The sequence below is a fragment of the Streptomyces sp. NPDC059443 genome (assembly GCF_042750105.1).
In the GTDB taxonomy this organism is placed as follows: Bacteria; Actinomycetota; Actinomycetes; order Streptomycetales; family Streptomycetaceae; genus Streptomyces.
The window spans coordinates 126982-146707 of record NZ_JBHYVM010000014.1 but is presented as its reverse complement, the minus strand read 5'-3'; the positions used below and the strand labels follow the sequence as shown (position 1 = coordinate 146707).

Sequence of the window (19726 nt, the reverse complement as noted above, 5' to 3'; positions counted from 1 at the left end):
ACGGCCGCGGGCATGCCCGACACCACCCTGCTGCACGAGGAGGCCCGCTGATGGCCCGGCGATACGACTGCAACGACGCGACGGACCGCAAGACGGGCCTGCGTGAAGCCGCATCCGCCGTGCGCCGCGGCGAGCTCGTCGTGCTGCCCACCGACACCCTGTACGGGATCGGTGCGGACGCCTTCAGCGCGGAGGCCGTCGGCGATCTGCTCGCCGCCAAGGGGCGCGGCCGCAACATGCCCACCCCTGTGCTCATCGGCTCTCCGAACACCCTCCACGGGCTGGTCACGGACTTCTCCGAGCAGGCGTGGGAGCTCGTCGACGCCTTCTGGCCGGGCGCGCTGACGCTCGTCGCCAAGCACCAGCCCTCGCTGGCCTGGGACCTGGGGGAGACCGGCGGGACCGTGGCCGTACGCATGCCCCTGCACCCCGTCGCGATCGAGCTGCTGACCGAGGTCGGCCCGATGGCGGTGTCCTCGGCGAACCTGACCGGGCACCCGGCGCCGGAGGACTGCGACGCGGCGCGCGAGATGCTGGGCGACTCCGTGTCCGTGTACCTGGACGGCGGACCGACGCCGGGCATGCAGCCGTCGTCGATCGTCGATGTCACCGGGAAGGTTCCCGTCCTGCTGCGCGAGGGGGCGCTGACCGCCGAGCAGCTGCGGGAGGTCGTACCCGACCTAGAGGTGGCCCCGTGAGCCCTGAGGGGCGTGGCATAGCCGGGGACAGCACCTTCCGCATACTCCACGTCAGCACCGGCAACGTGTGCCGCTCGCCCATCACCGAGCGGCTGACGAGGCATGCGCTGTCGCACCGGCTGGGCGGCCTCGTCACCGGGGACCTCATCGTCGAGAGCGCCGGCACGTGGGGGCACGAGGGTGCGCCGATGGAGGCCAACGCCGCCGCGGTGCTGGCCGACTTCGGAGCGGACGCGTCCGGTTTCACCGGGCGCGAGCTCCTGGACGAGCACGTCATACGGGCGGACCTGGTGCTGACCGCCACCCGGGACCACCGGGCGCAGGTAATCTCCATGGGGCACTCGGCCGGGCTGCGGACGTTCACGCTGAAGGAGTTCACCCGGCTGGTCCGGGCGATAGACCCGGCGACGCTGCCGCCGCTGGAAGACGGAATGGCGGAGCGGGCGCGGGCGCTGGTGCGGGCTGCCGCGGCTCTGCGCGGGTGGCTGCTCGCGCCGTCTCCGGACGCGGACGAGGTGTACGACCCGTACGGGGCGCCGATCACCTTCTTCCGGTCGATCGGCGACGAGATCAACCAGGCGCTGGACCCCGTGGTCACGGCCCTGACGGGCGTTACCGCTTCGCGCTGACCTGCGGCGCCGTCGTCGGGGGCGCTGCCCCCGAACCCCCGCGCCTCAAACGCCGGCGAGGCTGGATGGGGCCGGCGAGGCTGGGCTTTGTCGCAGAGCGCGATGGGCGGCCCCGGCCTACAGTGGCTGTACCCCCGGTACGCGGTACCCCCTGGAGTCGCGCCATGAGCGTCATCACCGAGCCGATGGACCTGCTGCGCCAGCAGGATCCCCAGATGGCCGACGTGCTCGCCGGCGAGGCGCAGCGGCAGGCGGGCTCCCTGCAGCTGATCGCCGCCGAGAACTTCACCTCCTCCGCCGTGCTCGCCGCCCTCGGGTCCGCGCTCGCCAACAAGTACGCCGAGGGCTATCCCGGCGCCCGCCACCACGGCGGCTGCGAGTACGCCGACCTCGCCGAGCGGATCGCCGTGGAACGGGCCTGCGCCCTCTTCGGGGCCGAGCACGCCAATGTGCAGCCGCACTCCGGCTCCGCCGCGGTGCTGGCCGCGTACGCGGCGCTGCTGCGGCCGGGGGACACCGTGCTGGCCATGGGGCTGCCCTCCGGGGGACACCTCACGCACGGGTCGCCCGCCAACTTCTCCGGGCGCTGGTTCGACTTCGTCGCCTACGGGGTGGACTCCGAGACCGGGCTCATCGACTACGGGCAGCTCCAGGAACTCGCGCACACCCACCGGCCCAAGGCCATCGTGTGCGGGTCCATCTCCTACCCCCGGCATCCGGAGTACTCCGTCTTCCGGCAGATCGCCGACGAGGTGGGGGCCTTCTTCATCGCCGACGCCGCCCACCCCATCGGGCTGGTCGCCGGCGGGGCCGCGCCCAGTCCCGTGCCCTACGCGGACATCGTGTGCGCCACCACCCACAAGGTGCTCCGGGGCCCCCGCGGCGGGATGATCCTGTGCGGTCAGGAGTTCGCCGAGCGGATCGACCGGGCGGTGTTCCCCTTCACCCAGGGCGGCGCCCAGATGCACACCATCGCCGCCAAGGCGGTGGCCTTCGGCGAGGCAGCCGGGCCCGCGTTCACCTCGTACGCCCACCGGGTGGTCGCCAACGCGCGCGCCCTGGCCGACGCACTCGCCGCCCGCGGGTTCGAGATCACCACCGGTGGCACCGACACCCACCTGATCACCGCCGACCCCGCGCCGCTGGGCATCGACGGCCCGACCGCCCGGGGCAGGCTCGCCGCCGCCGGGATCGTGCTGGACACCTGCGCCCTGCCCTACGGGGACCGGCGCGGGATCCGTCTCGGAACCGCGGCCGTGACCACGCAGGGGATGGGGGAGCGGGAGATGGGCGTGATCGCCGGGCTGTTCACGGCCGCGCTGGCCGGCGGGGAGCCCGCGAAGATCCGTAGGGATGTCAACGAGATGGTGGCCGGTTTTCCACCGTATGGGGCTTAAGAGAGGACAAGGCGAGCTACCGCAACCGGGATACCGCCCCCGTGCGTCCCCGACTGCGAGTACATCGCAGCTAGTGTGTGGGGCTGAGATGGCCGGCGATACATCTGGGGCAGCCCGTGCGTGAATATCTGCTGACGCTTTGCGTCACGGTCGCGGTGACTTATCTACTCACCGGGCCCGTGCGGAAGTTCGCTATCGCGGTCGGTGCGATGCCGGAGATCCGCGCCCGCGACGTGCACCGCGAGCCAACTCCGCGGCTCGGCGGCATCGCGATGTTCGGCGGACTGTGCGCCGGCCTGCTGGTCGCCGATCACCTGCAGAACCTCAACGGCGTCTTCGAGCTGTCGAACGAGCCTCGGGCCCTGCTCTCCGGCGCCGCCCTGATCTGGCTGGTCGGGGTGCTCGACGACAAGTTCGAGCTCGACGCCCTGATCAAGCTCGGCGCGCAGATGATCTCCGCCGGTGTGATGTGCGTACAGGGCCTGACCATCCTGTGGATCCCGGTCCCGGGCATCGGCACGGTCGCGCTCACCCCGTGGCAGGGCAACCTGCTCACCGTGGCCCTCGTCGTGGTCACCATCAACGCGGTGAACTTCGTGGACGGCCTGGACGGCCTCGCCGCCGGCATGGTCTGCATCGCGGCCTGCGCGTTCTTCCTCTACGCGTACCGGATCTGGTTCGGCTACGGGATCGAGGCGGCGGCGCCCGCGACCCTCTTCGCCGCGATCCTGATGGGCATGTGCCTCGGCTTCCTGCCGCACAACATGCACCCGGCCCGGATCTTCATGGGCGACTCCGGCTCGATGCTCATCGGCCTGGTGCTGGCCGCCGCCGCCATCTCCATCAGCGGGCAGGTGGACCCGGACGCGCTGGCGCTCTTCGCGGGCGGCGAGCGCAACGCGACGAAGGCGATGCTGCCGGTCTTCATCCCGCTGCTCCTGCCGCTGACGATCATCGCGATCCCGATGGCGGACCTGGTCCTGGCCATCGTGCGGCGCACCTGGAAGGGGCAGTCACCGTTCGCGGCGGACCGCGGCCACCTCCACCACCGGCTCCTGGAGCTCGGGCATTCGCACAGTCGCGCGGTGCTCATCATGTACTTCTGGTCAGGACTGATCGCCTTCGGCGCGGTGGCGTATTCGGTGCATTCCACCTCGATGTGGATCGTGCTGGCGATCGCGGCGCTGAGCGCCGTGGGCCTGCTCCTGCTCCTGCTGCCCCGCTTCACCCCGAGGGCCCCGCGGTGGGCGGAGCGACTGGTCCCGCCGCGCTACCGGCACGCGGAGCGCGCGGCCGAGGCGGCCCTCCAGGACGCCTCCGCCGTCGAGCCGCAGCCGGCCCGGCCGATCGCGGCCGGGGTGTCCGGCGTCAACGGAGCGACCGCGGTGGGCCCCCGTTCGCGCTTCCCCGACCGGCGTAAGGCGGAATCCTCGCGCTGACGGGGCGGGGGCATGTCGGACATGAACCCCCTTTACCAGACAACCCACTTGGGTGTCGCGCACACACGGGCGGGTTAGCCCTCATGTGTGACAGTCGGCACACTCCACGGGTAAAGCTCTCATCAAATACTTTGTGATACCGTTCACTAAACCCGGCGACAGAGCCGAAGGACCGTAGTGCGACGGTCCATTGGCCCGAGGTTCTCTCTCGGACCGGGCTTACGCTCGTCCCGTACGAGTCCCTGTGCCCCCCACCATCACGCGGAGCAAACCGCCATGCGGTCTAATGACGTCCGATCCCTCTTGCAAACCGCCGTACCCACGGCCGTCGCCGGCGCTCTCGCCGCCGTCGTCAGTGGGTTCCTGGTCGGCGGCAAGGGAGCCGTGGGCGCCATCGTCGCGACGGTGGTGGTGATGCTGTTCATGGGCATCGGGTTCCTCGTACTGCAACGCACGGCGAAATCAATGCCGCACCTGTTCCAGGCCATGGGGCTCATGCTCTACACGGCACAGATCCTGCTGCTCTTCGTCTTTCTCGCCGTGTTCAAGAACACGACCCTGTTCAACCCCCGGGCCTTCGCGATCACGCTTGTCGTCACCACCCTCGTGTGGATCGGCGCACAAACCCGTGCTCACATGAAGGCCAAGATCCTCTACGTCGAACCGGACTCGACCACGGGCGACAAGCCCGGAAATTCGGGATCGAAGTCGTGAGGGGTAGGGGCGGAATAAGTACGCGTTCGGGATGCTGCTATCGTCCGGTTCCAACTGCGGCAATGCGGGCGCGGGCATCTGAGCTGACGCCTGTTCCATCGCGAGGCTCGATGCCTGACTGCCGCCCCCGAATCCGTTACACCAGTCCAGTGCCGAACAGCGGCTGTGCGCCGCGCCGACACAACGAGGTTGCCGTACCTATGCGCCACGCTGAAGGAGCCCGCGGTGAGTGCTGACCTGACGCAGGTGCTCGCTTTCGAGACCGACTGTCACATCTTCGACGGATGTGGCTTCCCCGGTCCGGGCCTGCACTCGTTCCTCTTCGAGCCGCTGTGGGGCGAAGCCGGGCTTACGAGCACGTACTTCAACAAGCCGATGCTGCTGGCCCTCCTGGGCTCAGTGATCATCGTCGGCTTCTTCTGGGCCGCGTTCCGGAAGCCGAAGGTCGTGCCGGGCAAGCTCCAGATGACCGCAGAGGCCGGCTACGACTTCGTGCGCCGCGGCATCGTCTACGAGACGCTGGGCAAGAAGGAGGGCGAGAAGTACGTCCCCTTCATGGTGTCGCTGTTCTTCTTCGTCTGGATGCTCAACGTCTGGTCGATCGTCCCGCTGGCCCAGTTCCCGGTGACCTCGATCATCGCGTACCCGGCCGTCCTGGCCCTCCTGGTCTACGTGACCTGGATGTCGGTGACCTTCAAGCGCCACGGTCTCGTCGGCGGCTTCAAGAACCTCACCGGATACGACAAGTCGCTCGGCGGGGTCCTGCCGCTCGTCATGGTCATCGAGTTCTTCTCGAACGTCCTGGTGCGTCCGTTCACCCACGCGGTCCGACTGTTCGCGAACATGTTCGCCGGTCACACCCTGCTGCTGCTCTTCACGATCGCCAGCTGGTACCTGCTGAACGGCATCGGCATCGCCTACGCGGGTGTCTCGTTCGTGATGGTCCTCGTGATGACCGCGTTCGAGCTCTTCATCCAGGCAGTCCAGGCGTACGTCTTCGTCCTCCTGGCCTGCAGCTACCTCCAGGGCGCGCTCGCCGAGCACCACTGAGCCAGGCTCGCCCCCCCAAACCCCCTGACGTCCGGTGGCCAACCCCCACCGGTCCGTGAAAGAGAAGGAAGAACTGGCATGTCCCAGACCCTTGCCGCCGTCACCGGCTCCCTCAGCTCCGTTGGTTACGGTCTCGCGGCCATCGGCCCCGGCGTCGGCGTCGGCATCATCTTCGGTAACGGCACCCAGGCCCTTGCCCGCCAGCCCGAGGCCGCCGGCCTCATCCGTGCCAACCAGATCCTCGGCTTCGCCTTCTGTGAGGCGCTCGCCCTGATCGGTCTGGTCATGCCGTTCGTCTACCCGACCTCCTGATCTTCGGTCTCGACGAACAGCCCATTAGACGAAAGGCACTGATGTGAACCCTCTGGTTCTCGCGGCCGAGACGGAAAACCCGCTCTTCCCGCCGATCCCCGAGCTCGTCATCGGTCTGATCGCCTTCGTCATCGTCTTCGGTTTCCTCGCGAAGAAGCTCCTCCCGAACATCAACAAGGTTCTGGACGAGCGCCGCGAGGCCATCGAGGGCGGTATCGAAAAGGCTGAGGCCGCTCAGACCGAGGCTCAGAGCGTGCTGGAGCAGTACAAGGCCCAGCTCGCCGAAGCCCGGCACGAGGCCGCTCGCCTGCGCCAGGACGCCCTGGAGCAGGGCACTGCGCTCAAGGAAGAACTGCGCGCAGAGGGCCAGCGGCAGCGTGAGGAGATCATCGCTGCCGGTCACGCCCAGATCGAAGCCGACCGCAAGGCCGCTTCTCAGGCGCTGCGTCAGGACGTTGGCAAGCTCGCCACCGACCTGGCCGGAAAGCTCGTCGGCGAGTCCCTCGAGGACCACGCCCGGCAGAGCCGCACGATCGACCGCTTCCTCAGCGAGCTTGAGGAGAAGGCCGAGGCGGCCCGATGAACGGAGCGAGCCGCGACGCGCTGGCCACCGCCCGCGAGCGTCTCGACGCGCTGACGGACAACACGTCCGTCGACGCGGCGAAGCTCGCCGGCGAGCTGGCGTCCGTCACCGCGCTGCTCGACCGTGAGGTCTCGCTGCGTCGGGTCATCACGGACCCGGCGCAGTCCGGCGAGGCCAAGGCCGAGCTGGCAAACCGCCTGCTGGGCGGCCAGGTCGGCGGGGAAACCCTCGACCTGGTGTCCGGAATGGTCCGGTCCCGCTGGTCGCGCTCCCGTGACCTGGTGGACGCGCTGGAGGAGCTGGCGGCCACCGCCGACTTCACCGCCGCCCAGACCGTGGGCGCTCTCGACAACGTCGAGGACGAGCTGTTCCGGTTCGGCCGGATCGTCACTTCGAGCACCGAGCTGCGCTCCGCGCTGACCGACCGTTCGGCGACCGTCGCCGCCAAGGGCAAGCTGCTCCACAGCCTGCTCGGAGGCAAGGCGGACGCCGTCACCGAGCGTCTCGTCACGCGTCTCGTCACGCACCCGCGTGGACGTAGCCTGGAAGCGGGCCTTGAGTCCCTTTCCACGCTCGCCGCCAAGCGCCGCAACCGCATGGTCGCCACGGTGACCACCGCGGTTCCGCTCAGCGACGTGCAGAAGCAGCGTCTCGGTGCGGTCCTGGCCAAGCTGTACGGCCGCCAGATGCACCTGAACCTCGACGTGGACCCCACGGTCCTCGGTGGGATCCAGGTGCGGGTCGGCGACGAGGTCATCGACGGCACCATCGCGGACCGCATCGCCGAGGCGTCGCGCCGCATGGCCGGCTGACCAGCCACAACTAGAACAACGCATTCCTAGCGGCCCGGTTGGGCCGTGCAGAACTTGCAGAAGATTCCTGGGGGTCGCCCCCAGACCCCTAAGAAGCTTCAGGCCCAACAAGGAGAGCAGGGAACCCAGATGGCGGAGCTCACGATCCGGCCGGAGGAGATCCGGGACGCACTGGAGAACTTTGTCCAGTCGTACCAGCCGGACGCGGCCTCGCGCGAGGAGGTCGGTACGGTCAGCGTTGCCGGCGACGGCATCGCGAAGGTGGAGGGCCTGCCCTCCGCCATGGCGAACGAGCTGCTGAAGTTCGAGGACGGAACCCTCGGTCTCGCCCTCAACCTCGACGAGCGCGAGATCGGTGCGGTCGTCCTCGGCGAGTTCAGCGGTATCGAGGAGGGCCAGCCGGTGCAGCGCACCGGTGAGGTGCTCTCCGTCGGCGTCGGCGAGGGCTACCTCGGCCGCGTTGTCGACCCGCTCGGCAACCCGATCGACGGCCTCGGCGAGATCGCGACCGAGGGCCGCCGCGCCCTCGAACTGCAGGCCCCCGGCGTCATGGTCCGCAAGTCGGTCCACGAGCCGATGCAGACCGGCTACAAGGCCATCGACGCGATGGTGCCGATCGGCCGTGGCCAGCGTCAGCTGATCATCGGTGACCGTCAGACCGGCAAGACCGCTCTGGCCGTCGACACGATCATCAACCAGCGCGACAACTGGCGCTCCGGCGACGTGAACAAGCAGGTTCGCTGCATCTACGTCGCCATCGGCCAGAAGGGCTCGACCATCGCGTCCGTTCGCGGCGCCCTGGAAGACGCCGGCGCGCTCGAGTACACGACGATCGTCGCCGCCCCGGCGTCCGACCCGGCCGGCTTCAAGTACCTGGCGCCCTACACCGGTTCGGCCATCGGCCAGCACTGGATGTACGCCGGCAAGCACGTCCTGATCATCTTCGACGACCTGTCGAAGCAGGCCGACGCCTACCGCGCCGTGTCGCTGCTGCTGCGCCGTCCGCCGGGCCGCGAGGCCTACCCGGGCGACGTCTTCTACTTGCACTCCCGTCTGCTGGAGCGCTGCGCGAAGCTCTCCGACGACATGGGTGCCGGTTCGATGACCGGTCTGCCGATCGTCGAGACCAAGGCGAACGACGTGTCGGCGTTCATCCCGACCAACGTCATCTCCATCACCGACGGCCAGTGCTTCCTGGAGTCCGACCTGTTCAACGCGGGCCAGCGCCCGGCGCTGAACGTCGGTATCTCGGTCTCCCGCGTCGGTGGCTCGGCCCAGCACAAGGCCATGAAGCAGGTTTCCGGCCGTCTGCGCCTGGACCTCGCCCAGTACCGCGAGCTGGAGGCGTTCGCCGCCTTCGGTTCCGACCTGGACGCCGCTTCGAAGAACTCGCTGGAGCGCGGCAAGCGCCTGGTCGAGCTCCTCAAGCAGGGCCAGTACCAGCCGATGCCGGTCGAGGAGCAGGTCATCTCCGTCTGGGCCGGTACCACCGGCAAGATGGACGAGGTCCCGGTCGTCGACATCCGTCGCTTCGAGTCGGAGCTGCTGGAGCACCTGCGCGTCTCGCGCAAGGACCTCCTCACCTCCATCGCCGACGGCGGCAAGATGTCGGACGACACCCTCACTGCCATTGCCGACGCCATCGCTGACTTCAAGCGTGGGTTCGAGACCTCGGACGGCAAGCTCCTCGGCGAGGACGCGCCGGCCGTCAACGTCTCCAAGTGACGACGGAAGGAAGCTGACTCATGGGAGCGCAGCTCCGGGTCTACAAGCGTCGCATCCGTGCCGTCACGGCGACCAAGAAGATCACCAAGGCGATGGAAATGATCGCCGCCTCGCGCATCGTCAAGGCGCAGCGCAAGGTGGCGGCATCGATGCCGTACGCGACCGAGCTCACCCGTGCGGTGACCGCGGTGGCGACCGGTTCGAACACCAAGCACGCCCTGACCACCGAGGTCGAGGCGCCGACCCGCGCCGCGGTCGTGCTCATCACGAGCGACCGCGGTCTGGCCGGCGGCTACTCCTCGAATGCCATCAAGCAGGCGGAGCGGCTCTCCGAGCGGCTGCGCGGCGAGGGCAAGGAGGTCGACACGTACATCGTCGGCCGTAAGGGTGTCGCCTACTACGCCTTCCGCGAGCGCAAGGTCGCGGAGTCGTGGACGGGCTTCACCGACAGCCCGGCCTACGCCGATGCCAAGCGCATCGCGGCGCCGCTGATCGAGGCCATCCAGACGGAGACGGCCGAGGGCGGCGTCGACGAGCTGCACATCGTCTACACGGAATTCGTGTCGATGATGACGCAGAACGCGGTGGACGGCCGGATGCTGCCGCTCAGCCTCGACCAGGCTGTGGAGGAGACCGGCGCGAAGGGCGAGATCCTTCCGCTGTTCGACTTCGAGCCGTCGGCGGAGGACGTCCTCGACGCCCTTCTGCCGCGCTACGTCGAGAGCCGCATCTACAACGCACTGCTGCAGTCGGCCGCTTCCGAGCACGCCGCCCGCCGCCGCGCGATGAAGTCGGCGACCGACAACGCCGGAGACCTCATCAAGAGCCTCTCCCGGCTTGCCAACGCGGCCCGCCAGGCCGAAATCACCCAGGAAATCAGCGAGATCGTCGGTGGCGCCAGCGCCATGGCAGACGCGACCGCGGGGAGTGACAAGTAATGACGACCACTGTTGAGACGGCCGCCGCCACGGGCCGCGTCGCCCGGGTCATCGGCCCGGTCGTCGACGTGGAGTTCCCCGTCGACGCGATGCCCGAGATCTACAACGCCCTCAAGGTCCAGGTCGCAGACCCGGCCGAGGACGGCAAGCTGAAGACGCTGACCCTGGAAGTCGCCCAGCACCTGGGTGACGGCCTGGTCCGCACCATCTCCATGCAGCCCACCGACGGCCTGGTCCGCCAGGCCCCGGTGACCGACACGGGCGAGGGCATCACCGTCCCCGTCGGTGACTTCACCAAGGGCAAGGTGTTCAACACCCTGGGCGAGGTGCTGAACTACCCGGAGGCCAACTCCGAGGTGACCGAGCGCTGGCCCATCCACCGCAAGGCCCCTCGCTTCGACGAGCTTGAGTCGAAGACCGAGATGTTCGAGACCGGCGTCAAGGTCATCGACCTTCTCACCCCGTACGTCAAGGGTGGAAAGATCGGTCTGTTCGGTGGTGCCGGTGTCGGCAAGACCGTTCTGATCCAGGAAATGATCTACCGCGTCGCCAACAACCACGACGGTGTGTCGGTCTTCGCGGGCGTCGGTGAGCGTACCCGTGAGGGCAACGACCTCATCGAGGAAATGGCCGACTCGGGCGTCATCGACAAGACGGCGCTTGTCTTCGGTCAGATGGACGAGCCCCCGGGCACCCGTCTGCGCGTCGCCCTTGCCGGTCTGACCATGGCGGAGTACTTCCGCGATGTGCAGAAGCAGGACGTGCTGTTCTTCATTGACAACATCTTCCGTTACACCCAGGCCGGTTCCGAGGTCTCCACGCTGCTCGGCCGCATGCCGTCCGCAGTGGGTTACCAGCCGAACCTGGCTGACGAGATGGGTCTGCTGCAGGAGCGCATCACGTCGACCCGCGGTCACTCGATCACCTCGATGCAGGCGATCTACGTCCCCGCGGACGACCTGACCGACCCGGCGCCGGCCACCACCTTCGCCCACCTCGACGCGACGACGGTTCTTTCCCGTCCGATCTCCGAGAAGGGCATCTACCCGGCCGTGGACCCGCTGGACTCGACGTCCCGCATCCTCGACCCGCGGTACATCGCGGCGGACCACTACGCCACCGCGATGCGCGTCAAGGGGATCCTGCAGAAGTACAAGGACCTCCAGGACATCATCGCGATCCTCGGTATCGACGAGCTGGGCGAGGAGGACAAGCTCGTTGTCCACCGTGCCCGTCGTGTCGAGCGCTTCCTGTCGCAGAACACCCACGTCGCCAAGCAGTTCACCGGCGTGGACGGTTCGGACGTTCCGCTCGACGAGTCGATCACCGCGTTCAACGCGATCTGCGACGGTGACTACGACCACTTCCCCGAGCAGGCGTTCTTCCTGTGCGGTGGCATTGAGGACCTCAAGGCCAACGCCAAGGAGCTGGGCGTCTCCTGAAGCCGGGCTCGTTCTGAGCACAGCTGATTGACGGAGAGGGGCGGGTATGTCCCGCCTCTCTCCCCACGCCCATTAGAATTTGACCCAACACCCGGCTTTCCCGCCGGGTGGTGACCCGAGGAGCCACCTTGGCTGCTGAGCTGCACGTCGAGCTGGTCGCGGCGGACCGGAGTGTCTGGTCCGGCGAGGCCACCCTGGTTGTCGCCCGCACCACGTCCGGCGACATCGGCGTCATGCCCGGTCACCAGCCGCTTCTCGGTGTGCTGGAATCGGGCCCGGTGACCATCCGCACCACGGGCGGCAACACTGTTGTCGCCGCGGTGCACGGCGGATTCATCTCGTTCGCGGACAACAAGTTGTCCCTGCTGGCCGAGATCGCCGAGCTTGCCGACGAGATTGACGTCGAGCGGGCGGAGCGGGCACTGGAGCGCGCGAAGTCGGAGACCGATGGGGCCGCCGAACGTCGCGCCGATGTCCGGCTGCGCGCGGTTTCGGGGCGCTGAGCCCCGGTACCGGTAAGAGCTTGAAACCTCAGCCGCGGTCCGTTCCGGAATTTTCCGGAGCGGGTCGCGGCTGAGGCGATGCGGGTCGAGCTCAGACTCTGTCTGGCAAGAACTCTGTCGTTTTGGGCATTCGATGAGCGAGGAGGTCGGTGAAAGATGCTCCTCGCTCTGCTTGTGAGCGGCCTGGCCCTAGTGGCCCTGGTGGTGATCGGGCTGTTTGTCTTCGGGCTGCGCCGCAGACTGATCCAGCGGTCCGGCGGCACCTTCGACTGCAGCCTGCGCTGGGGTGTGGCCGAGGAACCCGACATCTCCGGCAAGGGCTGGGTGTACGGGGTCGCGCGCTACAGCGGTGACCGCATCGACTGGTTCCGCGTCTTCAGCTACTCCCCCCGCCCGCGCCGGCTGCTGGAGCGGTCCTCCATCGAGGTCATCGCCCGCCGCGCGCCCGAGGGCGAGGAAGAGCTGGCCCTGCTGTCCGACGCGGTCGTACTGGGCTGCGTGGTCCGGGGGACCCGCCTGGAGCTGGCGATGAGCGATGACGCGCTGACCGGGTTCCTGGCCTGGCTGGAGGCGGCGCCGCCCGGACAACGGGTAAATGTGGCCTGACCGACTTCAGACGTGAAGAAGCCGGGTGGACGGGGGCGGACCCGTCTACCCGGCTTCCGTTTTTACTGGAGTCCGCTGCTGATCGCGCTCGCGAGCTCGCCGTTCGTGGTGTCGCCGCTGAACTCCCAGGAGAAGGCTCCCCTGAGGCCCTGCTGCTTCACCCAGGTCATCTTTCCGGCGATGGTGGCGGGGGTGTCGTAGCTCCACCAGTTGCTGCCGCACTTGGCGTACGCCGTGCCGGCGATGGTGCCGGTCGACGGGCAGCTGCTCTTGAGGACCTTGTAGTCCTCGATGCCCTGCTCGTAGGTGCCCGGGGCCGGTCCGGTGGCGGTGCCGCCGGGGGCGTCCTGGGTGACGCCGGTCCAGCCGCGGCCGTAGAAGCCGATGCCGAGGTTGAGCTTGGAGCCGGCGATGCCCTTGCCCTTGAGCTTGGTGATCGCGGCCTCGGAGTTGAAGCCGGCGATCGGGATGCCGGTGTACGAGGTGAGCGGGGAGTGCGGGGCCGTGGGGCCCTTGGCGTCCCACGCGCCGAAGAAGTCGTACGTCATGACGTTGTAGAAGTCGACGTACTGGGCGGCGCCCGCGTAGTCGGCGAGGTCGAGCTTGCCGCCGTTGGAGCCGTCGGCCGAGATGGCGGCGGTGACCAGGTTGCTGCTGCCGAACTTGGCGCGCAGCGCGGAGAGCACGTTCTTCAGGGAGGCGGCCCCGCTGGTGTCGCAGGACAGGCCGCAGGCGTTCGGGTACTCCCAGTCGATGTCGATGCCGTCGAAGACGTCGGCCCAGCGCGGGTCCTCGACCAGGTCGTAGCAGGACTGGGCGAAGGCCGCCGGGTTGGCGGCGGCCTGGCCGAAGCCGCCGGACCAGGTCCAGCCGCCGAAGGAGTACAGGACCTTGATGTTCGGGTACTTCTTCTTCAGCTCGCGCAGCTGGTTGAGGTTGCCCGCGACCGGCTGGTCCCAGGTGTCGGCGACGCCGGAGACGCTGGAGGAGGCGTCGTAGGTCTTCTGGTAGTCGGCGTACGCGTCACCGATGGTGCACTTGCCGCCCTGGACGTTGCCGAAGGCGTAGTTGATGTGCGTGATCTTCGCGGCGGTGCCCGAGGTGACCAGGTTCTTCACGTGGTAGTTGCGCTGGTAGACGCCCCAGTCCGTGAAGTAGCCGAGCTTGACCGTGGAGCCCGAGGGGCCGGGGCCCGGGTCGGGCGGGGTGGTGCCGCCGGTGGTGGTCACCGACAGGGCGCCCGAGGAGGGCCCGGTCTGGTCGATGGTGTCCCGGGCGGTGACGGTGTAGCTGTACGTCGTGCCCTTGGTCAGACCGGAGTCGGTGTAGGAGGGGGTCGTGACGGTGGCGATCTTGGCGCCGCCGCGGTAGACGTCGTAGTTCTTGACGCCCTTGTCGTCGGTGGCCGCCGCCCAGCCGAGGGTCAGCCCGGTGTCCGTGACTCCGCTGGCCGTGGGGGTGCCAGGGGCGGTGGGCGGGGTGTCGGCGGGCGGGGTGGTGCCGCCGTCGCAGGTGCCTCCGTTGACCTTGCAGCCGCTGGGGGCGCCGGGGCCCGCGCCGTTGAAGCCGAAGCTGACGGTGGCGCCGGGGGCGAGGCTGCCGTTGTAGCTCTTGTTCTTGCCGGTCCAGTGGGTGCCGGAGCTGGTGACGTCGGCGTCCCAGGCGGAGGTGACGGAGGTGCCGGCGGGGTAGTCCCACTCCACGGTCCAGCTGCTGAGGGTGGTCGTGCCGGTGTTCTTCACCGTCCACTTGCCCTCGAAGCCGGAGCCCCAGTCGGAGACCTTGGTGTACGTCGCGGTCGCCGAGGCGGCGGCCTCCGCGGGGCCCGCGAGGGCCACGAGCCCGGCGACGGGCAGGGTGAGGACGGCCAGGGCGGCCGCCACTCTTCGGAAAAACGGTGCGCGTCGTGGGGGTGCTGTGCTCAAGGGTGCTCCTCCGAGGTCCGTCGCGGCCGTGGGGCCGGCCGCGGCATGGGGTGGGACCTGCGCCGCCCGTGGGCGCGCCCGACGAGGTGGTTCTTGTCATGGCACGCTCACCACAGTTGCGTTGGAGAGTAGAAAGGTCTGGACCAACCGTCAAGAGGTCCAGACCTCCTTGAGTCAACCCCTAGTGGATCCCCAACTCCTTTGCCAGCACCGCCGCTTGGACCCGGCTGCGCAGCTCCAGCTTCCCGAGTAGCCGGCTGACGTGCGTCTTCGCCGTAGCCTCCGCCATCTCCAGGCGCACCGCGATCTCCGCGTTCGACAGCCCCGCACCCAGGGCGCCCAGCACCTCCCGCTCCCGCGGGGTCAGCGAATCCACCGCCGCCGGCACGGGCGCCCGTACGGGCCTCGGTGCCGCGAACTCCGCGATCAGCCGGCGGGTCACCGCCGGGGCGATCAGGCCCTCCCCGCGCGCGACGGTCCGTACCGCCCCGATCAGCTCCGCCGCGTCCGCGTCCTTCAGCAGGAAGCCCGACGCCCCGGCGCGCAGCGCCCCGAAGACGTACTCGTCCAGGTCGAAGGTGGTGAGCACGAGCACGTCCGCCAGCCCCTCCGCGACGACCTGCCGGGTCGCCGAGACCCCGTCCAGGCGGGGCATCTGCACGTCCATGAGCACCAGATCGGGCCGCAGCTCCCGGGCCAGGCGCACCGCCTCCTCCCCGTCCGCCGCCTCGCCCGCCACCTCGATGTCGCCCGCGCTGCGCAGGATCAGCACCAGCCCGGCCCGTACCGCGCTCTGGTCCTCCGCCACCACGACCCTGATCGTCATGCCCGTACCGCCTTCTCCCGGGCGGGCAGCGTCGCCCGGACCCGCCAGACCGCTCCCGCGCGGCCCGCTTCGAACTCCCCGCCGAGGAGTTCCGTCCGCTCCCGCATGCCGATCAGCCCGGCCCCGGAGCCGGGGGCGCGCGGGCCGGGCCGGTCTCCGCAGGGCGAGCCGACCGCGACGGTCAGCAGCCCGTCGGCGTGCGCGAGGCGGACGTCGACCGTGCCGGGGGAGGCGTGCTTGAGGGCGTTGGTCAGCGACTCCTGGACGATCCGGTACGCCGCCAGCTCGACCGGGGCGGGCAGCGGCTCCAGGCCTTCCCCATCACGGCGGTCGTCGAGGAGCACGAAGTCCAGCCCGCTCGCGGCTCCGTTCGTCCGGGCCTGTTCCAGCAGGGCGTCGAGCCCGTCGAGCGAGGGCACGGCGACGGCCTCCTCCCCGGAGCCCGCGCCCGAGTCCCGCAGCAGCCCGATCAGCCGGCGCATCTCGGCCAGTCCCTGGACGCTGTTCTCCCGGATCACCCCGAGCGCTTCCCGGCTGGTCGCGGGGGAGTCGATGGAGAGCGCGGCGGTGGAGTGGATGGCGATGGCGGAGAGGTGGTTGGCCACCATGTCGTGGAGCTCGCGGGCCATCCGGGCGCGCTCGGCGACGACCGCCTGCGCCCGGTCCATCTCGGCCAGCAGCGCGGTCTGCTCGGCGCGCAGCCGGGCGGCCTCGGCGGCCTCGCGGTGGTTGCGCAGGGTGGCGCCGGTCAGGGCCGGGCCGAAGCAGACGATGCCGGTGAGCACCCCGATCATCAGGGCCTGCGGGGTGCGCAGCCAGGCTACGGAGGCGATGGTGACGGCGACGGTGATCAGACCGGTTTGGACCGGGAGGCGGCGGGCCATGGCGGGTTTGCCGTAGACGACGGCCGCGTACATCAGGTCGGTGAAGATCAACACGGTGGCCAGATTCCCCACGGTGAACTGGTCGGCGATCACACCGGCGGTGCCGACGGCCAGGGTCACCCGGGGCGCGTTGCGGCGCAGCAGCTCCATCGGGCCGAGGACGAGGAGGGGAACCAGCGCCGCCCAGTCGGGGAGCAGATCGCGGGAGGGGGAGCTGTACACCCCGAGGGACCACAGCAGCAGGCCCGCGGCCACGCTGACCACGGCGAGGAGGACGTCGTCGCGGTGCGGGGGCGGGATCTTCGGGGTCATGGGTCCCATCCAACAGGGTCCGGCGGGCGACGGGCATCGCCGTTGCGGCCGAGGGGGCGGTACATCGAAGGATGCAGTGCGCGGCGCCCGGCTTCGTCACCGGCGACGAGGAAACGGGACGGCCCGGGCGGGAAGCTGGAGGCATCCCCCCACCGTCGCCGGAATGGAGAGTCCCGTGCTCGTCACCGTGATCGTCGCCTGCGAGGCCGGCTTCTGGGTGCTGCTGGCCGGCGGTCTGGCCCTGCGCTACCTCGCGAAGATGCCGAAGCTCGGCGCGGCGGTCCTGCTGTGCGAGCCCCTGCTGGAGCTGGTCCTGCTCGTGGTCACCACCCTGGACCTGCGCGCGGGCGGAGAACCGGACTGGAAGCACGGACTGGCCGCGCTGTACATCGGCTACACCGTCACCTACGGGCACTACACGGTGAAGTGGCTCGACGGCCACGCGGCGTACCGGCTGGCCGGAGGACCGAAGCCGGCCGGCGCCGGGCACGGGAGGGCTCGGGCCGTGCACGAGCGGAAGCTGGCCGCCCGGACCGCCGTCGCGGCGGGCGTCGCGATCGGCCTGCTCCAGGCCGCGATCTGGTGGGTCGGCGGCGCGGGCGACACCAGCTCGCTGCACGCGTGGCAGCTCATGGCGCTGCGCGTGACCGGCATCCATGCCTTGATCGCCGCCACGTACACGGTGTGGCCGAAGCGGGCTCCGGTGGACGCCGCTCTGCGGGACTAGCGGTCGCCGCCCGGGACCCAGAGGACGTCGCCGACCTCCTTGTTGGCCGTGCGGGCCAGGATGAAGAGGAGGTCGGAGAGGCGGTTGAGGTAGGTGGCCGTCAGGGGGTTCATCACCTCGCCGTGCACCTCCAGCGCCGACCACGTGGAGCGCTCGGCGCGGCGGACCACCGTGCAGGCCTGGTGCAGGAGGGCCGCGCCGGGGGTGCCGCCGGGGAGGATGAAGCTGCGGAGCTTCTCCAGCCGCTCGTTGAACAGGTCGCAGTCCGCCTCCAGCTTGTCCACGTAGAACTGCTCTACGCGCAGCGGAGGATATTCGGGCTTTTCGACCACCGGCGTGCACAGGTCCGCCCCCACGTCGAACAGGTCGTTCTGCACGCGGACCAGGACCTTCACGACATCGGCGGGCAGCGCGCCGAGCGCGATCGCCGTCCCGATGGCCGCGTTGGCCTCGTTGGCGTCGGCGTACGCCGAGATCCGCAGATCGGTCTTGGCGGTACGGCTCATGTCGCCGAGCGCGGTAGTGCCCTTGTCGCCGGTGCGGGTGTAGATACGCGTGAGGTTCACCATGCCTTCCACCCTAGTGCGGGCCAACTGGGGCCCCCTGCCGGACTGCTGGGCCGTCCCGGTGTGATGTCCGTCATCTGAGACGTGACGCGTGTTACTTCGCGGTCACACCACCCCTCACGGACGCTAGTCTCCGCCGGAGAAGGTACGAGACCGTGCCGTTTCCGAGGCCGCGCCGTATGCCGAAGGCCGGGGCCGTGTTGAAGAGCGTGGGGTGTGCAGTGGCTGGGAAGCTCGCCGTCATCGGTGCCGGACTGATGGGTTCCGGAATCGCGCAGGTCTCTGCCCAGGCGGGTTGGGACGTCGTGCTGCGCGATGTCACCGACGCCGCGCTGACCCGCGGGACGGACGGGATCAAGGCCTCGTACGACCGCTTCGTCGCCAAGGGCAAGCTGACCGCCGAGGACGCCGAGGCCGCCCTCGCCCGCATCACCACGAGCACCGACCTCGACGCGGTCGCCGACGCCGACATCGTCGTCGAGGCCGTCTTCGAGAAGCTGGAAGTCAAGCACGAGATCTTCCGCGCGCTCGACAAGCTCGTGCGCGAGGACGCGATCCTCGCCTCCAACACCTCGGCCATCCCGATCACCAAGATCGCCGCCGTGACGGAGCGTCCGGAGCGGGTCGTCGGCGCGCACTTCTTCTCGCCCGTCCCGATGATGCAGCTGTGTGAGCTCGTGCGCGGCTACAAGACGAGCGACGAAACCCTCGCCACCACCCGGGCGTTCGCCGAGTCCGTCGGCAAGACCTGCATCGTCGTCAACCGCGACGTCGCCGGGTTCGTGACGACGCGCCTGATCTCCGCGCTCGTCGTCGAAGCCGCCAAGCTGTACGAATCGGGCGTCGCGTCCGCCGAGGACATCGACATCGCCTGCAAGCTCGGCTTCGGCCACGCGATGGGCCCGCTGGCCACCGCCGACCTCACCGGCGTCGACATCCTGCTGCACGCCACCAGCAACATCTACACCGAATCCCAGGACGAGAAGTTCGCGCCGCCGGAGCTGATGCGCCGCATGGTGGACGCGGGCGACATCGGCCGCAAGAGCGGTCAGGGCTTCTACAAGCACTGAGACGGGCACGGAGCCGGCCCGGCGCAAGCACCGGGCCGGGACGGCTCGTTCGAACGCCGTCCTTCACCCCTCGGAGTGAATTAGGTATCGGTTCGCTCACGGTCGGCAACTTCCCCGCCCCTGAGGCAGTCAGTTGCAGTGAGAGTTGCCGACCACAGGCCAGTCGATCAGCCGATCAGTCGGACCATACGTACGCAGTTACCGCACTGCCGGGAGCACATATGCACATCAGGGGCGACCACGCCGAACTCGCTGTCGGGGGTCGCCTCGACGTGCGCAGCGCGGCGGACGCCCGTACGGTCCTGCACACCGCGCTGGACGACGGTCACGGCGACCTCGTGCTGGACCTCACCGGGCTCGACTCCTGGGACGCCACCGGCCTCGGCGTGATCATGGGCGCCCACCGCCGGGCCGGCCGCAGCGGCCGGCGGCTCGTCCTGCGCGGGGTCCCCCCGCAGATGCAGCGGCTGCTCGTCGCCACCCGGCTCCACCGGATCCTCGCGATCGAGGGCGGCCTCGAAGCGGAATCGCTGCCGCGCGTGTGACCGGGACCCCCAGGTGTACACCG

General features: G+C 69.3%; 21 protein-coding genes. 17 read left to right on the top strand and 4 right to left on the bottom strand.

The genetic code is table 11. From position 1 onward, the window contains the following. Nucleotides 1-50 precede the first annotated feature (50 nt). The 14 genes from ACFXDJ_RS16420 to ACFXDJ_RS16355 all read left to right on the top strand — a co-directional run bounded on the left by ACFXDJ_RS16420 (nucleotide 51) and on the right by ACFXDJ_RS16355 (nucleotide 12848). Entirely contained in the window at nucleotides 51-698 is a 648-nt protein-coding gene (locus ACFXDJ_RS16420) for an L-threonylcarbamoyladenylate synthase (RefSeq protein ID WP_266881144.1), read from the top strand. Further along, the gene (locus ACFXDJ_RS16415; RefSeq protein ID WP_384663407.1) at nucleotides 695-1327 is read left to right on the top strand and encodes a protein-tyrosine-phosphatase; all 633 of its coding nucleotides are present in this window, start codon (nucleotides 695-697) and stop codon (nucleotides 1325-1327) included. The genes ACFXDJ_RS16420 and ACFXDJ_RS16415 overlap by 4 nt, the downstream gene beginning before the upstream one ends. A gap of 164 nt (nucleotides 1328-1491) precedes the next feature. Beyond that, nucleotides 1492-2724 (top strand): serine hydroxymethyltransferase, encoded by a 1233-nt coding sequence (gene glyA / locus ACFXDJ_RS16410; RefSeq protein ID WP_384655771.1) that lies wholly within the window; start codon nucleotides 1492-1494, stop codon nucleotides 2722-2724. A gap of 104 nt (nucleotides 2725-2828) precedes the next feature. Further along, nucleotides 2829-4163, top strand: coding sequence for an MraY family glycosyltransferase (locus ACFXDJ_RS16405; RefSeq protein ID WP_384655779.1), 1335 nt, complete (start codon nucleotides 2829-2831; stop codon nucleotides 4161-4163). Between the two features lie 276 nt (nucleotides 4164-4439). Then, nucleotides 4440-4877, top strand: a complete 438-nt coding sequence (locus tag ACFXDJ_RS16400; RefSeq protein WP_384655768.1) for a hypothetical protein — start codon at nucleotides 4440-4442, stop codon at nucleotides 4875-4877. Nucleotides 4878-5087: 210 nt separating this feature from the next. After that, nucleotides 5088-5927, top strand: coding sequence for a F0F1 ATP synthase subunit A (atpB, locus tag ACFXDJ_RS16395; RefSeq protein ID WP_384655777.1), 840 nt, complete (start codon nucleotides 5088-5090; stop codon nucleotides 5925-5927). Between the two features lie 78 nt (nucleotides 5928-6005). Then, nucleotides 6006-6239, top strand: a complete 234-nt coding sequence (gene atpE / locus ACFXDJ_RS16390; protein ID WP_079429787.1) for an ATP synthase F0 subunit C — start codon at nucleotides 6006-6008, stop codon at nucleotides 6237-6239. 43 nt (nucleotides 6240-6282) lie between these two features. Further along, nucleotides 6283-6822, top strand: a complete 540-nt coding sequence (locus tag ACFXDJ_RS16385) for a F0F1 ATP synthase subunit B (protein WP_384655766.1) — start codon at nucleotides 6283-6285, stop codon at nucleotides 6820-6822. Continuing rightward, on the top strand, nucleotides 6819-7634 hold the full coding sequence (locus ACFXDJ_RS16380; protein ID WP_384655763.1) for a F0F1 ATP synthase subunit delta: 816 nt from the start codon (nucleotides 6819-6821) through the stop codon (nucleotides 7632-7634). Before ACFXDJ_RS16385 ends, ACFXDJ_RS16380 begins: the two co-directional genes overlap by 4 nt. A 129-nt stretch (nucleotides 7635-7763) precedes the next feature. Further along, nucleotides 7764-9359 carry a F0F1 ATP synthase subunit alpha gene (atpA, locus tag ACFXDJ_RS16375; RefSeq protein ID WP_384849293.1) on the top strand — a complete coding sequence of 532 codons (1596 nt, stop codon included), beginning with the start codon at nucleotides 7764-7766 and terminating at the stop codon, nucleotides 9357-9359. 20 nt (nucleotides 9360-9379) lie between these two features. After that, nucleotides 9380-10297, top strand: a complete 918-nt coding sequence (locus ACFXDJ_RS16370; RefSeq protein ID WP_384655760.1) for a F0F1 ATP synthase subunit gamma — start codon at nucleotides 9380-9382, stop codon at nucleotides 10295-10297. Then, nucleotides 10297-11739 carry a F0F1 ATP synthase subunit beta gene (gene atpD, locus ACFXDJ_RS16365; protein ID WP_384655757.1) on the top strand — a complete coding sequence of 481 codons (1443 nt, stop codon included), beginning with the start codon at nucleotides 10297-10299 and terminating at the stop codon, nucleotides 11737-11739. Before ACFXDJ_RS16370 ends, atpD begins: the two co-directional genes overlap by 1 nt. 128 nt (nucleotides 11740-11867) lie before the next feature. Then, a complete protein-coding gene (locus ACFXDJ_RS16360; protein WP_384655755.1) occupies nucleotides 11868-12242 on the top strand; it encodes a F0F1 ATP synthase subunit epsilon in 375 nt (124 codons plus the stop codon). 156 nt (nucleotides 12243-12398) lie between these two features. Next, a complete protein-coding gene (locus ACFXDJ_RS16355) occupies nucleotides 12399-12848 on the top strand; it encodes a DUF2550 domain-containing protein (protein ID WP_384849290.1) in 450 nt (149 codons plus the stop codon). A 62-nt stretch (nucleotides 12849-12910) separates the two neighbouring features. Here ACFXDJ_RS16355 and ACFXDJ_RS16350 read toward each other — a convergent pair whose 3' ends face one another. The 3 genes from ACFXDJ_RS16350 to ACFXDJ_RS16340 form a co-directional block, all read right to left on the bottom strand. After that, on the bottom strand, nucleotides 12911-14731 hold the full coding sequence (locus ACFXDJ_RS16350; protein ID WP_384849287.1) for a glycosyl hydrolase family 18 protein: 1821 nt from the start codon (nucleotides 14729-14731) through the stop codon (nucleotides 12911-12913). 223 nt (nucleotides 14732-14954) lie between these two features. Next, nucleotides 14955-15599, bottom strand: a complete 645-nt coding sequence (locus ACFXDJ_RS16345) for a response regulator (RefSeq protein WP_384655748.1) — start codon at nucleotides 15597-15599, stop codon at nucleotides 14955-14957. Then, nucleotides 15596-16795 (bottom strand): sensor histidine kinase, encoded by a 1200-nt coding sequence (locus tag ACFXDJ_RS16340; protein ID WP_384655745.1) that lies wholly within the window; start codon nucleotides 16793-16795, stop codon nucleotides 15596-15598. The genes ACFXDJ_RS16345 and ACFXDJ_RS16340 overlap by 4 nt, the downstream gene beginning before the upstream one ends. Before the next feature lie 175 nt (nucleotides 16796-16970). Between ACFXDJ_RS16340 and ACFXDJ_RS16335 the strand changes: the two genes are divergently transcribed. Further along, nucleotides 16971-17522: a hypothetical protein gene (locus ACFXDJ_RS16335; RefSeq protein WP_384655774.1), complete on the top strand. Its 552-nt coding sequence runs from the start codon at nucleotides 16971-16973 to the stop codon at nucleotides 17520-17522. On the opposite strand, the gene ACFXDJ_RS16330 is transcribed toward ACFXDJ_RS16335, so the two are convergent. Continuing rightward, nucleotides 17519-18091 (bottom strand): cob(I)yrinic acid a,c-diamide adenosyltransferase, encoded by a 573-nt coding sequence (locus tag ACFXDJ_RS16330; protein ID WP_384655743.1) that lies wholly within the window; start codon nucleotides 18089-18091, stop codon nucleotides 17519-17521. The genes ACFXDJ_RS16335 and ACFXDJ_RS16330 overlap by 4 nt on opposite strands. 218 nt (nucleotides 18092-18309) lie before the next feature. On the opposite strand from ACFXDJ_RS16330, the gene ACFXDJ_RS16325 reads away from it, so the two are divergent. Both ACFXDJ_RS16325 and ACFXDJ_RS16320 read left to right on the top strand, forming a co-directional pair. Continuing rightward, entirely contained in the window at nucleotides 18310-19158 is an 849-nt protein-coding gene (locus ACFXDJ_RS16325) for a 3-hydroxyacyl-CoA dehydrogenase family protein (RefSeq protein WP_330298610.1), read from the top strand. A 221-nt stretch (nucleotides 19159-19379) separates the two neighbouring features. Then, complete coding sequence (locus tag ACFXDJ_RS16320) at nucleotides 19380-19703, top strand: STAS domain-containing protein (RefSeq protein WP_031150506.1); 324 nt, start codon at nucleotides 19380-19382, stop codon at nucleotides 19701-19703. Nucleotides 19704-19726 lie beyond the last annotated feature (23 nt).

Coding starts and splice junctions, on each gene's coding strand:
- glyA (WP_384655771.1), top strand. CDS start 1,492: ATGAGCGTCATCACCGAGCCGATGGACCTGCTGCGCCAGCAGGATCCC.
- ACFXDJ_RS16320 (WP_031150506.1), top strand. CDS start 19,380: ATGCACATCAGGGGCGACCACGCCGAACTCGCTGTCGGGGGTCGCCTC.
- atpA (WP_384849293.1), top strand. CDS start 7,764: ATGGCGGAGCTCACGATCCGGCCGGAGGAGATCCGGGACGCACTGGAG.
- ACFXDJ_RS16330 (WP_384655743.1), bottom strand. CDS start 18,091: ATGGTGAACCTCACGCGTATCTACACCCGCACCGGCGACAAGGGCACT.
- atpE (WP_079429787.1), top strand. CDS start 6,006: ATGTCCCAGACCCTTGCCGCCGTCACCGGCTCCCTCAGCTCCGTTGGT.
- ACFXDJ_RS16400 (WP_384655768.1), top strand. CDS start 4,440: ATGCGGTCTAATGACGTCCGATCCCTCTTGCAAACCGCCGTACCCACG.
- ACFXDJ_RS16340 (WP_384655745.1), bottom strand. CDS start 16,795: ATGACCCCGAAGATCCCGCCCCCGCACCGCGACGACGTCCTCCTCGCC.
- ACFXDJ_RS16380 (WP_384655763.1), top strand. CDS start 6,819: ATGAACGGAGCGAGCCGCGACGCGCTGGCCACCGCCCGCGAGCGTCTC.
- atpD (WP_384655757.1), top strand. CDS start 10,297: ATGACGACCACTGTTGAGACGGCCGCCGCCACGGGCCGCGTCGCCCGG.
- ACFXDJ_RS16420 (WP_266881144.1), top strand. CDS start 51: ATGGCCCGGCGATACGACTGCAACGACGCGACGGACCGCAAGACGGGC.
- ACFXDJ_RS16370 (WP_384655760.1), top strand. CDS start 9,380: ATGGGAGCGCAGCTCCGGGTCTACAAGCGTCGCATCCGTGCCGTCACG.
- ACFXDJ_RS16355 (WP_384849290.1), top strand. CDS start 12,399: ATGCTCCTCGCTCTGCTTGTGAGCGGCCTGGCCCTAGTGGCCCTGGTG.
- ACFXDJ_RS16345 (WP_384655748.1), bottom strand. CDS start 15,599: ATGACGATCAGGGTCGTGGTGGCGGAGGACCAGAGCGCGGTACGGGCC.